29 protein-coding genes are annotated in these 12017 nt (G+C 31.0%); 28 read left to right on the plus strand and 1 reads right to left on the minus strand.

The window, feature by feature from the left end; all coding sequences use genetic code 11:
- Positions 1 to 3 precede the first annotated feature (3 nt).
- The 27 genes from V6984_RS08990 to V6984_RS09120 all read left to right on the plus strand — a co-directional run bounded on the left by V6984_RS08990 (position 4) and on the right by V6984_RS09120 (position 11447).
- Positions 4 to 768, plus strand: a complete 765-nt coding sequence (locus tag V6984_RS08990) for a hypothetical protein (protein WP_342759447.1) — start codon at positions 4 to 6, stop codon at positions 766 to 768.
- A 23-nt stretch (positions 769 to 791) separates the two neighbouring features.
- Positions 792 to 1130 (plus strand): hypothetical protein, encoded by a 339-nt coding sequence (locus tag V6984_RS08995; RefSeq protein ID WP_342759448.1) that lies wholly within the window; start codon positions 792 to 794, stop codon positions 1128 to 1130.
- 14 nt (positions 1131 to 1144) lie between these two features.
- The gene (locus tag V6984_RS09000; protein ID WP_342759449.1) at positions 1145 to 1888 is read left to right on the plus strand and encodes a hypothetical protein; all 744 of its coding nucleotides are present in this window, start codon (positions 1145 to 1147) and stop codon (positions 1886 to 1888) included.
- 48 nt (positions 1889 to 1936) lie between these two features.
- Entirely contained in the window at positions 1937 to 2137 is a 201-nt protein-coding gene (locus V6984_RS09005) for a hypothetical protein (protein WP_342759450.1), read from the plus strand.
- A 27-nt stretch (positions 2138 to 2164) separates the two neighbouring features.
- Entirely contained in the window at positions 2165 to 2320 is a 156-nt protein-coding gene (locus V6984_RS09010; RefSeq protein WP_342759451.1) for a hypothetical protein, read from the plus strand.
- Positions 2321 to 2363: 43 nt separating this feature from the next.
- Entirely contained in the window at positions 2364 to 2534 is a 171-nt protein-coding gene (locus V6984_RS09015) for a hypothetical protein (protein WP_342759452.1), read from the plus strand.
- Between the two features lie 263 nt (positions 2535 to 2797).
- Complete coding sequence (locus V6984_RS09020; RefSeq protein WP_342759453.1) at positions 2798 to 3034, plus strand: hypothetical protein; 237 nt, start codon at positions 2798 to 2800, stop codon at positions 3032 to 3034.
- Positions 3035 to 3062: 28 nt separating this feature from the next.
- Positions 3063 to 3602, plus strand: a complete 540-nt coding sequence (locus V6984_RS09025) for a hypothetical protein (protein ID WP_342759454.1) — start codon at positions 3063 to 3065, stop codon at positions 3600 to 3602.
- A 69-nt stretch (positions 3603 to 3671) separates the two neighbouring features.
- Complete coding sequence (locus V6984_RS09030) at positions 3672 to 3929, plus strand: hypothetical protein (protein WP_342759455.1); 258 nt, start codon at positions 3672 to 3674, stop codon at positions 3927 to 3929.
- A 9-nt stretch (positions 3930 to 3938) separates the two neighbouring features.
- Complete coding sequence (locus V6984_RS09035) at positions 3939 to 4091, plus strand: hypothetical protein (RefSeq protein WP_342759456.1); 153 nt, start codon at positions 3939 to 3941, stop codon at positions 4089 to 4091.
- Between the two features lie 12 nt (positions 4092 to 4103).
- Positions 4104 to 4328 carry a hypothetical protein gene (locus V6984_RS09040; RefSeq protein ID WP_342759457.1) on the plus strand — a complete coding sequence of 75 codons (225 nt, stop codon included), beginning with the start codon at positions 4104 to 4106 and terminating at the stop codon, positions 4326 to 4328.
- Between the two features lie 14 nt (positions 4329 to 4342).
- Complete coding sequence (locus V6984_RS09045) at positions 4343 to 4555, plus strand: hypothetical protein (RefSeq protein WP_342759458.1); 213 nt, start codon at positions 4343 to 4345, stop codon at positions 4553 to 4555.
- An 18-nt stretch (positions 4556 to 4573) separates the two neighbouring features.
- A complete protein-coding gene (locus tag V6984_RS09050; protein WP_342759459.1) occupies positions 4574 to 4750 on the plus strand; it encodes a hypothetical protein in 177 nt (58 codons plus the stop codon).
- A 217-nt stretch (positions 4751 to 4967) separates the two neighbouring features.
- Positions 4968 to 5255, plus strand: coding sequence for a hypothetical protein (locus V6984_RS09055; protein ID WP_342759460.1), 288 nt, complete (start codon positions 4968 to 4970; stop codon positions 5253 to 5255).
- 34 nt (positions 5256 to 5289) lie between these two features.
- A complete protein-coding gene (locus V6984_RS09060) occupies positions 5290 to 5607 on the plus strand; it encodes a hypothetical protein (RefSeq protein ID WP_342759461.1) in 318 nt (105 codons plus the stop codon).
- Between the two features lie 142 nt (positions 5608 to 5749).
- On the plus strand, positions 5750 to 6223 hold the full coding sequence (locus tag V6984_RS09065) for a GNAT family N-acetyltransferase (protein ID WP_342759462.1): 474 nt from the start codon (positions 5750 to 5752) through the stop codon (positions 6221 to 6223).
- Between the two features lie 70 nt (positions 6224 to 6293).
- Positions 6294 to 6506, plus strand: coding sequence for a hypothetical protein (locus V6984_RS09070; RefSeq protein WP_342759463.1), 213 nt, complete (start codon positions 6294 to 6296; stop codon positions 6504 to 6506).
- An 83-nt stretch (positions 6507 to 6589) separates the two neighbouring features.
- Positions 6590 to 6769 (plus strand): hypothetical protein, encoded by a 180-nt coding sequence (locus V6984_RS09075; RefSeq protein ID WP_342759464.1) that lies wholly within the window; start codon positions 6590 to 6592, stop codon positions 6767 to 6769.
- A 42-nt stretch (positions 6770 to 6811) separates the two neighbouring features.
- Entirely contained in the window at positions 6812 to 7072 is a 261-nt protein-coding gene (locus V6984_RS09080; RefSeq protein WP_342759465.1) for a hypothetical protein, read from the plus strand.
- A gap of 96 nt (positions 7073 to 7168) precedes the next feature.
- The gene (locus tag V6984_RS09085) at positions 7169 to 8092 is read left to right on the plus strand and encodes a DUF1919 domain-containing protein (RefSeq protein ID WP_342759466.1); all 924 of its coding nucleotides are present in this window, start codon (positions 7169 to 7171) and stop codon (positions 8090 to 8092) included.
- A gap of 46 nt (positions 8093 to 8138) precedes the next feature.
- Positions 8139 to 8408 carry a hypothetical protein gene (locus V6984_RS09090; RefSeq protein ID WP_342759467.1) on the plus strand — a complete coding sequence of 90 codons (270 nt, stop codon included), beginning with the start codon at positions 8139 to 8141 and terminating at the stop codon, positions 8406 to 8408.
- 254 nt (positions 8409 to 8662) lie between these two features.
- On the plus strand, positions 8663 to 9562 hold the full coding sequence (locus V6984_RS09095) for a hypothetical protein (protein WP_342759468.1): 900 nt from the start codon (positions 8663 to 8665) through the stop codon (positions 9560 to 9562).
- A gap of 101 nt (positions 9563 to 9663) precedes the next feature.
- Positions 9664 to 9996 (plus strand): hypothetical protein, encoded by a 333-nt coding sequence (locus V6984_RS09100; protein WP_342759469.1) that lies wholly within the window; start codon positions 9664 to 9666, stop codon positions 9994 to 9996.
- A 54-nt stretch (positions 9997 to 10050) separates the two neighbouring features.
- Positions 10051 to 10464: a hypothetical protein gene (locus V6984_RS09105; RefSeq protein ID WP_342759470.1), complete on the plus strand. Its 414-nt coding sequence runs from the start codon at positions 10051 to 10053 to the stop codon at positions 10462 to 10464.
- Between the two features lie 47 nt (positions 10465 to 10511).
- Positions 10512 to 11027: a hypothetical protein gene (locus V6984_RS09110; protein ID WP_342759471.1), complete on the plus strand. Its 516-nt coding sequence runs from the start codon at positions 10512 to 10514 to the stop codon at positions 11025 to 11027.
- A 38-nt stretch (positions 11028 to 11065) separates the two neighbouring features.
- Positions 11066 to 11260, plus strand: coding sequence for a hypothetical protein (locus V6984_RS09115; protein ID WP_342759472.1), 195 nt, complete (start codon positions 11066 to 11068; stop codon positions 11258 to 11260).
- A gap of 37 nt (positions 11261 to 11297) precedes the next feature.
- Complete coding sequence (locus V6984_RS09120; RefSeq protein WP_342759473.1) at positions 11298 to 11447, plus strand: hypothetical protein; 150 nt, start codon at positions 11298 to 11300, stop codon at positions 11445 to 11447.
- A gap of 26 nt (positions 11448 to 11473) precedes the next feature.
- Here the strand turns inward: V6984_RS09120 and V6984_RS09125 are convergent, their stop codons facing one another.
- Positions 11474 to 11653 carry a helix-turn-helix transcriptional regulator gene (locus V6984_RS09125; protein ID WP_342759474.1) on the minus strand — a complete coding sequence of 60 codons (180 nt, stop codon included), beginning with the start codon at positions 11651 to 11653 and terminating at the stop codon, positions 11474 to 11476.
- 163 nt (positions 11654 to 11816) lie between these two features.
- Between V6984_RS09125 and V6984_RS09130 the strand changes: the two genes are divergently transcribed.
- Entirely contained in the window at positions 11817 to 12002 is a 186-nt protein-coding gene (locus V6984_RS09130) for a helix-turn-helix transcriptional regulator (protein ID WP_342759475.1), read from the plus strand.
- Positions 12003 to 12017 lie beyond the last annotated feature (15 nt).

The raw sequence follows: 12017 nt of genomic DNA on the forward strand, positions 1-12017 counted from the left end.
TAATTGAGGAATAAGAACATAATCGGAGAAATAAAACCAAACAATCAGGGTACTTTAATGAAAATTATAGAAGATAAGAAAAATACAATTGTTGTAGAATTTCAAGACAAACACAAATATCGGGTCGAAACAATTTACATGAATTTTAAGAAAGGACAAATTAAAAATCCATATGACAAAACTCATTGTGGTGTTGGTTTTGTTGGGATAGGAGAATATAAGACAACTCTTGAAAATGGTAAGCACCCACAATCTTATATTATATGGAACGCAGTTATTGAACGATGTTATAAAACCTCATTGAAAAATAAATTCCCTTCTTATTATGGAATTTGTACAGTATGTGAAGAGTGGCACAATTATCAGAACTTTGCTAAATGGTTTGATGAAAATTATTATACCATAGGTGAAGGGCGAATGCATATCGATAAAGATATATTAGTTCAAGGGAATACTGTATATTCTCCTGAAAAGTGTTTGATTGTTCCACAAAGGATTAATATGTTGTTTGTATTTCACCCAAATAAAACGGGTTTACCGTCAGGTATTGGAAGATCAAAAAATGGTTACACGGCATCATATAATACAAAACACCTTGGAACCTTTAAAACCTTAGATGACGCATATTATGTATATGCTAATCAAAAGGAAAATGAAATAAAAAAGATTGCGCGGGAATATAGGAATGTTATTCCTCAAAAATTATATACTGCCTTGATGGATTATAAAGTATTACTTGAGAATGATAAAAATTACATAGCAAGTTAATTAAAGAAATGGAGGCATATCCGATGGAAAATATAGCATTAAACAGTGGTAAAACCGTCTTAATCGGCTCAAATAGGGACATTATAGAAGCAGTTGAAACTCATTGCAGCTATGAACTTGCGGGCCTTATATCGTCTAAATTGGTCGATGTAGACGCAGAAAAATTATATGCCCAGGAACGTGCTCAAACAGATGCAGATAGTTACTTATCTGACTTGGAAAGTAAGGAATGTTGTTTGCGTGATGTGTTGGAAATTGCAGAGGGATTGACGGATTATATCGAGGAAGCAAAGAGAATTAATAAAGATATGATTTATCAAAAATTGAATGAGATTGTCAGTATTATTGGAAATGAATTGTAGAATGGAGGTACTATATGGAATCAATTAAATATCATCAAAATGGAATCGGTAACGAATATGGAGCAGACCACACATTAACAAATAATTGGAATCCTGAAACTGATTATGAAAATGAATATGTGAATATCTATTTTAGAATAGAAGCGTCCGGATACGGTTATCCTTCATTTAGTTTTGAAGAAGAAGACAGGAAAGCATTTTATTCAGAGGTAAAAGCAGCATTGCAGCCTTTAGGATGGGAAACAGAAATTGATACAGAAGAGTGGGGTTGTGAATATATCAAGAAAGGCAAACAGCACCTATATTTGCACCCACAAAATTTTAGCGGTGAAGTTTTAAAGAATGAAGTCAAGCAAATTGCGGAGACTTTACAGAAACATAATACATTTTACCTTAGATGGGTAGATCTTTATGATACGGTTTATGATATTTCTGATAGTGAGTATGAGGAATATTTAAACGGGAAAGATGAAGAAATACGTAAGGCATTATTTGAAAATTATGGAACTACAAGAACTAATAAATTTTATTATGTTTTTGATGTGTGCAGAAGTCTTTCTGATAAGTTTAGATTGAGAAGAGTCGGGTTAAATGACGGAAGGAATGCAGGAACTGGACAGACAATAGAACATATTGGAAAAATCATTGATGTAATGATTCAAGAGGGTTTGCTTATTGGGACAGGAAACAAAGAAGGTAAACTTGTTAGAAGTCTTAATAAGACAGAACAGAAGAAACTAAAAATAAATGTCGCATGAATTTGTAATTTCCTATGTAAAAATAAAAAAAGAGAAGGAGAATTTAACATGATTCAATCATTCGGGACAGAAGAATACGGAAGTAAAGAAAGTTTTAGTATTATGTGTAATAAATGCGGAAAAGAAGCTTGGGCGATTCCCACTCATCATTACTCTGAATCCATTAATGGCAAATTAGCTAAAATAACATTGGAGTTTAAATGTACATGTGGCAATAGATTAGGCGCGTCAATACACCATGAAAAATAGATTTTATGTTAAAAGGAGAACAGAACAATGTCTGTAGTTAATAACAGAATGGTTGAACAACTAACATTTTTCCAGTGGCTAAACATTTATGAGTTTATGACCAAGAAAGAGTTTAGAGAATTACCAGAATACAAACAAGAAAACTATAAGAAAGAATACGAAATTTTTTTACAACAACAATAAGAGACGGTTTTTATGTGAGTTATGAAAGGAGTAGGACGTGGATATGTCAGAAAAAGATTTACTATGGATTTCAATAAAACAAATATTGAGAAATCAACAGTTAATGTTAGAGAAATTAGGGGCTGAATATGATGCAAAATGTACAATTAAAGTTCTAAATGCGATAGACGAATCTAATTATCTCGGCAAAGAAAATTATCTACGAAATTTATAAATTGATTATTAATAGAAAGGATAAAGCGTTATGAAAATAAAAAGTCTGCTTTCACATTTCAGTAGTGAAACTAAGGTTGTCATATATGAGAATGACCAGTCAAAATTGAAAAATATTATATCGTGGCAATGTAGAGTTATTGATCTTAAGGATAAAGGGCAAACAACATACAATTATTGTGAAGTGAATGATTGGTATGTTAATAAAGATTCAGTATTAGAAATAATAATCAAATAGCAATTAAGAAAGGTGATGTTAAATATATGGAAAAGATATTAACGGAAATTAATAGAAAGTTAGAAACTGGTTACGCAGCTCTTGATTTAGAGGTGGATTTTGGATATACAAATGGTAATGCCGAAATAGAAGGTTATTATTTGTCAAAATTAAATGGGAGAGGCTCTATTCCTATAACAGAAGTGTTATGTGGTAAAGAAGAAGTCGATACGAATTTACTAATAGAAGAGTTGGATAAACTTGATATATGGCATTGTTTTTAGCCTAAACAGGTAGAAAGAAGAAAAAAGTATGGGAAATAATAATTTTGATTTAAATTTATTAGATATGAGAGCAATTGACGAAACGGTAAATTTTTATACTTCTGATCTAAAAGATCACGTTGAAGAATATAAAAGAATTCGCGGATATAGTCCAGATAACAAAAACATGATAATTGAGTATGTACTCAAAAGTGCTTATTGGGACGGTGAAGGACTACTTCGGTTTATGAATATCATGAAAGACTTAGTGTCTGAAAATTTAGTAACAAAAGAAGCTATGGAAGTTTACATGGAACTAGTTACTAATGAAAAACTCAGGAATAAAGTAAGGTTTATTTCAGATGGAAGTTATTATAAATATAGAATATGGGCTAATTGCTTAGATTGTGAAAAATTAGATTTAACAGTTGAATATGAACCCAATAAATCATTGAAAGACATGGCTAACGATTGTCAATACATTTTTCTACAAATACCATATTCTTTAAAAGAAAATTTAGAATCTGCTAAATTGTGGATAGAATCAGAAACATCTAGTAATATATTAGATTTTGAATTTGGTTACTAAACATATTTTAAAACACAATAAAAAACAGGTTTCGTATGCTGGATGTGACAGAAGGAGAGGAAAATTACTATGGATGTAAAATACGCAATTGCTAGAACGCATTATAGGAATGCTAATAGTTTCGATTTTATTTCGGAATTAGCACATAATTATGGTGGAGAAGAAGATATTATAGGATATTCACCATTACAAGAGGCTCTACATTACAATTCAAGGGCAGAAGCTATAAATATACTCGATAGTCAACCAGAATGGGTAAAAAATAGAAATATAATAATTTCATTCAAGGAAAGTGTCATTATTGGCTACTATTTAATAAGTGAATAGGAGAAAAACATGAGCCATAATATGAATTCATTTTTAAAGTTTATTGATATTAAAAACATTAGTGAGAATGACTTTGCACAGATGCCTATTGTTTGGGAATCTGTCCCATTTGTAGATAAAATGGCGTGGATCAGAAAGCATTTGGATAACGAACAATCTTAAAAGGAGGAACCCATGTTACCAGCATACAAAATTGAATACGAAAATACTTACTACAAGAAGAAGTCCTTCCTGGACAAACTTAAAGAAATATTAAAGAATCGAAATGTATTTCAGAAACTACTAGGAGCTGCGCTAATACTACTAAGCATAGCTTCTTTTATTTTGTCCGTAAATGAAGATGCAACCGGCGCGCTGGTTCTTTTTCTATTAGGCGCTGGCCGATTGATAGTTGATTAAGGGAGGGATTAAACATGAGTGCAATGATTAGTGCCATGAATGAATTATACAATTATATTATTGATGAATTTTCAAGTGTATTTCATAATTCATTTACCAGAGGTATGCTACAGAATATTCTTGACGAATCAGAAAAAATCGAGATTATATCGGAGAGATGTGAATGGTTAGATAAAATGATACCCCAAATTAGAATAGACGAAATACGAGATGTTTTATTGAGATAAGACAAAGGAGGAACAATCATGAATATGTCAATATACTACGATGGACTTATAATACAGGTTATACCTGAACACGGGCATTATTGTCTGAAGAATGGTAACAGAGAACAACGTTGTGACACAGGAGAATTAAAAGAGGCTGTACTGGATTTTGCAGAAGTCCTTCTAAATGAACAGAAAAAGTTAAGCACTGTATAAAAGGAGAATAAAACTATGAACACATTAGAGAATAAAGAAAACTGGATGGCGTTGCTAATAGCAATCTTAGGAAAGGATTTTAACGCTGACGAGGCGATCCGATTCATGAGATTGTAATACATAGCACCGGCTGCTATGAGTGGTAGTCGCTGACCGCATATTATTAACGGATGAATAACAGAAGACTATATTATTAAACTTAAAGGAGATATAAAATATGAAAAATCTTATATTAGAAACTAATATTTGTATTGGTTACGGATATATGTGTTACTTGGAATTTGAATGCCCATGGAGCGTTAGTAATTTTATGGATAATTTCAATGTTTGGGGCGGAAGCACTAAAATATATAAGAATTATAGAATGTTTGAATTGTCGGAAGAAGTTATGACTTTTATACAATCACCGGCGTTCAAAGCCTTTTTGTCTAAATCAGACGTTAAACTTATAACTAATAACGATTTAGAATATAATGATGCTATAAGAAAGGTGTATGACCAGTAAAATTCACAGTTTATAGGAGATAAGGAGGGATATAATGATAAATTACAAACCAAAGAACGAAGGTATGGAAATGTGGATGATATGTGCTGCAATTGGTAAAAACCATGAATTAATTGATCAAATGGAAAAGAAAGAAGATGGGTCTTATCCGATTATATTTTCTGTTGGAGGAATTGAATTGAATTTTTCACAAGTCGCGAAAAGAGTTGAAGAGGAAATTGGCGATCTGGTTACTAATAAAGCACAAAAACTACTAGATGAAAAGTACGAAGATTTGATTGGAGAATTAATAGATATGCAAGAACGAATTAAGGATCAAAAAGAAAACCGATTTAAATATGATTGGGAATAAAATGTACCTTTCCTGTGGCACAGAGTCGGATAATAATTAAATAGAGTTTAATGAATTACCGCATAGTGAAAACTTAATATTGATAGTTGGTGAGTTGAGTGGTATTCTATTCGTGAAGATTATTATAGTAGGGGGTAACAAAATGAATATAAGGCTGGCAAATCACAAAGATATTGATGCGCTTATAAAGTTGAGATTTGATTATTATACCTCTGAAAACTGGGAAGTTACAAAAGAAATGAGTGACTTATTTCATTCTCAATTATTGAAATACTACTCCAAGCATCTCAATATTGATTTCTTTGCTGCCCTTGTAGAAAATGATAATGAAAATGTTGTATCGTGTGCTTTCTTGGCGATTTCTGAAATGCCCGCAAACTTGTCAGTACCAACCGGGAAAAAGGGAACGATTCTCAATGTGCTTACATATCCTGAATGTCGCAAAAGGGGCTATGCCACAAAAGCTATAAATTTATTGATAGAAGAAGCGCAAAGGCAGGACTTATCTCTTATAGAGCTAATGGCATCTGAATTAGGCATGCCACTGTATAGGAAACTGGGATTTCAAGAACCTAAATACTCAAGCTTTACAAGAATGAAAATGGAATTGATTTAACTTTTGCAATATGTTATAAATATTGCATTTACAAGTAAAAAAGTTAAACTTAATCAAAGGGGGTATCACTATGGCATTTGATAAAGATACTATTTTAAATCAGCTTAAAGATATTGGAGCAGAAGTTGTAGCTGTTGAAGAACTACACTGGTTAATAATAGAACGTAAGTATGTATATTGTTATACCAACGGATACTTCTTTACAATAGGCGAAAACAAGGGCAGAACCGCACAAGATTTTTTAAAAGAGATTGAAAGTGAAATCAGAACGAAAAATCAATAACTCTAGTCGTAGATAAAGCAATCGGAGAATATAAACCGGTTGCTTTTAATTTTACCTCAACTCAAGAAAGGAAAAGACTTTTAATGCAAAGTGAATTTAATAAAGGTGCTGCTTATGCCAGGGATTGCATTATTGCCGATATTATAGGATTACAGAATAAGATCATAGATCAGACAGATGGTGAACAGTATAAAACACTACAATCGTTATTAATTAAAATAGAAGACTCATACGGAGAGATAATGAAGGATTTCGGAGGATGAAATACATGTTTCTTTCGTGAGCACTAAAGGAGGTTAATAAAAATGGAACAAGAATATTTAGATAAACTGAATGAATGGTATGGAGATACCCTACAGAGATATGAGGTTTTAAAATTGACGGAAAATGATGCCCTGTTATTTGTTGCGTACAGAGAAAAGGTTGACAATAAACTAATATTTGAAATTGCGAGGGTCTTTATGATTGGAGATATTGTTCAAATAAGCATTGATGAGACTGCTGATGATGGATTTAATATGAGTTCTGTAATTAGACTGATTAAGGGAGTAATCCGAGTGATTTAAAAGTAAACATTGTCGTAAGCCTAATAGTTAGATATAATAATATTAAACTATTATGAAAAAAGTATTGGTCTGAAATACTGAGAGAAACGGGGATAAATGGCTATGAAGAAGTGTTTAGTTTGGGGAGCTGGTAATGAATACAATTTGGCTTGTAACCAACTGCTTTTTGAAGAATTAAAAAACAACCTATCGGTAGAAGCAATAATATCTAAAGATAAATATGCGAAGTATATTGATGGTAAATTATTAATCGATAAGCGTGATATTTGTAATTATGACTATGATTATATAATTATATTCAATCTATCAAGATATCTGGACATAAAAAAGGAGGCAATAGAAGTAGGTGTTCCTGAAAACAAAATAATAAATGGAAAAGTATTTAATATTCCTTACTTTGACTTCAAAAGATATTGTTCCCTTGTTGAGAATCCGGTAACAATAATATCAGATGACTGTTGGGGTGGTACAGTATATAACTATCTGTCGTTGAAGTTTAACTCACCTTTCATTAATTTTTTTACTTCTTCTATAGACTATATAAAGCTGTTAGAAAACTTAGACTATTATTTAAAACAAGAACTGATATTAGAAGAGGAGTGTGACATATATTCTTGTTCTCCATCTAGGGGTTCGTTGGGGTTTGGTGATAATAAGATTATTTTTAACTTTAATCACCATTCTTCTTTTAATGAGGCAAAGATTGACTGGGATAAAAGAAAAGTAAGAATTCATAATAATAACCTATTTATAAAATTGACACTTAAAAACAATAACGATGATTTGTTAAAACGATTCGATAATTTAGGATATAGAAATAAAGTGTGTTTTGTCCCAAAGCCATTGTCTTACAATTCAACAGTTTACCTTCCGCGATATTACTGGGAAAATCTCCATAACTGTAGAGTAAATGAAATTGGTAATCTGGCTCAATATGTCAGGAGTATGAATAGTTTTACCAAGTCAATTGATATTTTGAGTATGTTGTGTGGGGAAGATAATTTTATAAGAGAAATTTAAATAAGAATAATTAAAGACCTACAAAGTAGGCAGAAAGAGGTATAAAATGGGAGTTGGAGAATTTTGGGCAGCAATAATTATTATTGGAATCACTTATATTATTTGTAAAGCCCCTAGCTGGGAAGCCCACAATAGAACGTCACCGAAAGGAAAGTGTACAGATTGGGGTCAGATGAATATGGATCGGACAAATGGAATGTCACAGAGAGAGATAGACATGAAGTTCAACCGGGGCGGTTATGATGTTAAGGCAGACAAATTCGGATGTCCTGACAAAAGTGGAGACACAACCAATTGGAAGTATGGTGGAAAATAGAATATGAGATATAGAAATGAAAAAAGTTACTGGATAAATTCTAGTGGCTTTTTTCATTGGGAAAAAGTATAATAGAGGAGAAGTAAATGAATAAAGATTACAAAATATTATCAAGTTTTCAATGCTGTGGAAATAACTTGCTTGTGATAATGATGACCAACGCTGCGTGTACTATGAGCGTTGGAGAATATAATAGAATGGTTATGTCCGAAAAGAAGTATTTACAGAGAATATAAAACAAATTAGTGATAATTGTGATAAAGAAAGGAGAATATATGAAGTCAAAGGTTCTTACCCTAAGAATTGCAATAATTATTTCAGTCCTTTCGCTATTAGCATCAATTATAATTTATTTTAGCAATTGTGAAAGTAATATTTTATCCTTTGTGTTTACTATAACAAGCGGTATATTTTCAGGTACAATAGTCTCGGTATTTATTTATATTGCAGAATATTCTACCGAGAGAAGAAGCTCTTTGGAGAATTACTACATAATATCTAATAGTTTTTTAAATAACTTTCTTAAAATTAAGTACTTAGAAGAAAGAGATGAATACTATATTTTAGCCGATTATGAAAAATATATAGTTTTCAAAGATTGTAAATATCTTGGCGACATTTCTGATAAATATATAAATGCTGTAAAATTTTATAAATTAGAAAATGTTTTAGAAGATAAGGCAGCTAGTGAATTAGATCAAAAATTAATTGATTTAAAAAATAAAGTTGAAATAGTTATCGATAAGTATTTAGAGTTTGATATTGTAAAATATGGGGATAACGAATTTGCATATGGTTTAATATATTTCTTCTTTAGACAAAAAAGGAAACGTGAACTATATAAAAAGATTCATTCCCCACAGAAAGATATGCTCAGAAAAATAAAAGATACTAATTTTCATTTTAGGGAATACAAAAATGCGAAAAATGGTAATCTTCATGTTATGCTTGATTATATTTTTAAATTACAGTCAAATATATTTTCAGTTGAGTCAAATGAACAAAATAATTATGATATTATATCTAATACTTTTTGTGAAGAAATATATGAAGAACTTGAGAAATTTAGAGCAAAAATTTATGGACAAGAACCAATTGAAAGAGAGAAGTTTATTGTGGAGGCAATATATAGAAACGAAAGCGCATTGGAATAAAGTTGGGATATATTTTTTGACAGCATAGAAGTAAATACAAAATTGAGAATTAGTAGATCAATACAATTGAAAGGATTATTTCATAAGAGATGGGAGGAAAAATGGATAAAAAGGATTTTCATGTAGGTCAAACAGTATACTTAAAAGTCCTGCCGGGAAGTAATGTCGCGAGATATATAGATAAAACCAAACCAGATGAATGGATTAAAGAACGGGTTGTAATAAAAATTGGAAGTAAATTTATAACTGTGGCGATTGATAATGAAAATAGAGGCGGGGAAGAAAAATTTAATATTCTAAGTATTTCTACTCATCGTCATGATGTTGAGCAAAATTATAAACTCTATTTAACCAAGGAATTAATTTTAGAAGATCAAGAGTGCGAGAATTTGTATCGTAAAATAAAAAATGCATTCTCTGATTGGGGGGAATGAAGGGAAATATTCATTGGATCAACTCAGAAGTATTATTAAAGCGTTGGAGTTAAAATGATTGTTTCAAGAAGAGAAAGGTTTGATATTATGGACGATAAATTTAAGCATGGAGATAGAGTTTATCATAGAAATTTAAAACAGTACGGATTCTTTATAGGATATGCATGGGAATTAGATAGTGAATGTGATGTAGATTTTGAAACAAAAGATGGAGAAATGGAACAGAAACATGTTAGTGTGAATTGGTTAGAATTGGTTCCAAAAACATATAGTAAAAAAATTATGGAAGCTATTAGGCAGCGTAGAGGATTAGAGCCTGATGATGGTTCAAAAGATGACGAGATTATGAATATGACAAAGCAAGATGTGTTTAATGAATATTGTATATGGGAAGGATTACTTGGCGGTTATGGATATAATTTACTGAATGTTGTGGAAGAAATTTATGATATAAATCTGCAACAGTAAATCAGTTGAATTAATAGTTTAATAGTTAGCTATGAAGAGGTAATAAAATGAATTTAAGTCAATTTATCTATTCGATAAAAGGAGAATATCTACTTTATTTGTATGAAAATTATAAGAGTATTTTTCCGGGCTGCTGTCATGAAGCATCGAATTTATTGTGCGGTTATTTGAATTATTATTTTGATGAATCATTTAAACATAAATTCGTTAGTGATGTGCCGCGTCCACATAGCTATATATCTAACGAAAACGGTATCATTATAGATTTTACGTCTTGGCAATACATGAATTATTATTATGGAAATTTAAACAATGAAGATGCGCAGAGGTTATTAGAGAAAGCAGAAAGGTGTCAATGTTTTCCCATTGTGACAAATGGAAGTATTTATATTAGCAATTATATTAGCGAGAAAAAATTAATGAGTCTTTGTAATGTAAAAGACGTTGAGTGCTTCTGTACGGACGAAATTGATAAATATCCACCAGAATTATTTATGCAATATTGTACTAAAGATAGAGCAAAAAGCATACAGAAAGAATTACATAAAAACAATATATTATGATGAAATTTGAGTTTACTTTGAAAGGAGTATTAAAATTTATGGGAAGATATATGCAAAATGAATTTCTTGATATATCAGTTGGCGCTATCGTTGATGAAGAACTTTTAAAATATAAGGATATTCTGAAAGAAGAAATATCAAAACACTACGATAATCCATATTGTTCAAGCACAGATATTGGTAAAGTAATTTATAAGCAAGAGATAATGGATATTATAGATAGAATCAGATAAGTATTAGATCAAGGAACAGAAGAAATGAGGTTCTTATATGAATAGATTGACAGATCGGTGTTTTAGGTTAGGATTTGATGACAGTAATAAGCTGCCAAGTTATGAAGTGATTTATGATAAATTAAGAGAATTTGAAAATAAAGAAGAAGATAAAGATTCTTCTGCTAAAAATGTTAATGAAATCTAAGATTCATTATGAAAAGGACTGAGAAATCAGTCCTTTTTTGCGCGGTGAAAAGTAGGGTCGTCGGTACGTCCTACAAGATAATCGATAGAAACTTGAAAATAATCAGCCAACCTTATTACTATATCCAAACTTGGTTTTTTTTGTTCATTTTCATAATTACTAATTGATGCCCTTGTAATTCCAATATCATTACCCAACTGTTCCATAGTAAGTCCCCTTTTTGTTCTAAGTTCTTTTAATCTTAAAGCAAAAGATGGAGGAAAAAAGAAAAAAAACATATAATCACCCCTTGACATAAGTATTCAAATAGAATACAATGTATTCAGATGGAATACAAACGAGATACACAAAACTGGAAGGGAGAAGACAATGAGCCAGTTAAAAAAACTTCGTTTGCAACATCGATGGACACAACAATATATAGCAGATACGATTGGTATTACCAAAGCAGCTTATTCTAATATTGAAAATGGTAATAGAAGTCCATCATTAAAAGTAGCCATACATTTACAAAATTTGTTTGGTTTACAAATTGAAAAACTATTGGAAAAGTAATAGCGGTTTCACTCC

The sequence above is a fragment of the Kineothrix sp. IPX-CK genome, from assembly GCF_039134705.1.
Lineage (GTDB): Bacteria > Bacillota > Clostridia > Lachnospirales > Lachnospiraceae > Kineothrix > Kineothrix sedimenti.

What these genes read in the sequence shown, in the direction of transcription:
- V6984_RS08995 (WP_342759448.1), top strand. Translation starts at nt 792, where the DNA reads ATGGAAAATATAGCATTAAACAGTGGTAAAACCGTCTTAATCGGCTCA.
- V6984_RS09000 (WP_342759449.1), top strand. Translation starts at nt 1,145, where the DNA reads ATGGAATCAATTAAATATCATCAAAATGGAATCGGTAACGAATATGGA.
- V6984_RS09005 (WP_342759450.1), top strand. Translation starts at nt 1,937, where the DNA reads ATGATTCAATCATTCGGGACAGAAGAATACGGAAGTAAAGAAAGTTTT.
- V6984_RS09010 (WP_342759451.1), top strand. Translation starts at nt 2,165, where the DNA reads ATGTCTGTAGTTAATAACAGAATGGTTGAACAACTAACATTTTTCCAG.
- V6984_RS09015 (WP_342759452.1), top strand. Translation starts at nt 2,364, where the DNA reads ATGTCAGAAAAAGATTTACTATGGATTTCAATAAAACAAATATTGAGA.
- V6984_RS09020 (WP_342759453.1), top strand. Translation starts at nt 2,798, where the DNA reads ATGGAAAAGATATTAACGGAAATTAATAGAAAGTTAGAAACTGGTTAC.
- V6984_RS09025 (WP_342759454.1), top strand. Translation starts at nt 3,063, where the DNA reads ATGGGAAATAATAATTTTGATTTAAATTTATTAGATATGAGAGCAATT.
- V6984_RS09030 (WP_342759455.1), top strand. Translation starts at nt 3,672, where the DNA reads ATGGATGTAAAATACGCAATTGCTAGAACGCATTATAGGAATGCTAAT.
- V6984_RS09035 (WP_342759456.1), top strand. Translation starts at nt 3,939, where the DNA reads ATGAGCCATAATATGAATTCATTTTTAAAGTTTATTGATATTAAAAAC.
- V6984_RS09040 (WP_342759457.1), top strand. Translation starts at nt 4,104, where the DNA reads ATGTTACCAGCATACAAAATTGAATACGAAAATACTTACTACAAGAAG.
- V6984_RS09045 (WP_342759458.1), top strand. Translation starts at nt 4,343, where the DNA reads ATGAGTGCAATGATTAGTGCCATGAATGAATTATACAATTATATTATT.
- V6984_RS09050 (WP_342759459.1), top strand. Translation starts at nt 4,574, where the DNA reads ATGAATATGTCAATATACTACGATGGACTTATAATACAGGTTATACCT.
- V6984_RS09055 (WP_342759460.1), top strand. Translation starts at nt 4,968, where the DNA reads ATGAAAAATCTTATATTAGAAACTAATATTTGTATTGGTTACGGATAT.
- V6984_RS09060 (WP_342759461.1), top strand. Translation starts at nt 5,290, where the DNA reads ATGATAAATTACAAACCAAAGAACGAAGGTATGGAAATGTGGATGATA.
- V6984_RS09065 (WP_342759462.1), top strand. Translation starts at nt 5,750, where the DNA reads ATGAATATAAGGCTGGCAAATCACAAAGATATTGATGCGCTTATAAAG.
- V6984_RS09070 (WP_342759463.1), top strand. Translation starts at nt 6,294, where the DNA reads ATGGCATTTGATAAAGATACTATTTTAAATCAGCTTAAAGATATTGGA.
- V6984_RS09075 (WP_342759464.1), top strand. Translation starts at nt 6,590, where the DNA reads ATGCAAAGTGAATTTAATAAAGGTGCTGCTTATGCCAGGGATTGCATT.
- V6984_RS09080 (WP_342759465.1), top strand. Translation starts at nt 6,812, where the DNA reads ATGGAACAAGAATATTTAGATAAACTGAATGAATGGTATGGAGATACC.
- V6984_RS09085 (WP_342759466.1), top strand. Translation starts at nt 7,169, where the DNA reads ATGGCTATGAAGAAGTGTTTAGTTTGGGGAGCTGGTAATGAATACAAT.
- V6984_RS09090 (WP_342759467.1), top strand. Translation starts at nt 8,139, where the DNA reads ATGGGAGTTGGAGAATTTTGGGCAGCAATAATTATTATTGGAATCACT.
- V6984_RS09100 (WP_342759469.1), top strand. Translation starts at nt 9,664, where the DNA reads ATGGATAAAAAGGATTTTCATGTAGGTCAAACAGTATACTTAAAAGTC.
- V6984_RS09105 (WP_342759470.1), top strand. Translation starts at nt 10,051, where the DNA reads ATGATTGTTTCAAGAAGAGAAAGGTTTGATATTATGGACGATAAATTT.
- V6984_RS09110 (WP_342759471.1), top strand. Translation starts at nt 10,512, where the DNA reads ATGAATTTAAGTCAATTTATCTATTCGATAAAAGGAGAATATCTACTT.
- V6984_RS09115 (WP_342759472.1), top strand. Translation starts at nt 11,066, where the DNA reads ATGGGAAGATATATGCAAAATGAATTTCTTGATATATCAGTTGGCGCT.
- V6984_RS09120 (WP_342759473.1), top strand. Translation starts at nt 11,298, where the DNA reads ATGAATAGATTGACAGATCGGTGTTTTAGGTTAGGATTTGATGACAGT.
- V6984_RS09125 (WP_342759474.1), bottom strand. Translation starts at nt 11,653, where the DNA reads ATGGAACAGTTGGGTAATGATATTGGAATTACAAGGGCATCAATTAGT.
- V6984_RS09130 (WP_342759475.1), top strand. Translation starts at nt 11,817, where the DNA reads ATGAGCCAGTTAAAAAAACTTCGTTTGCAACATCGATGGACACAACAA.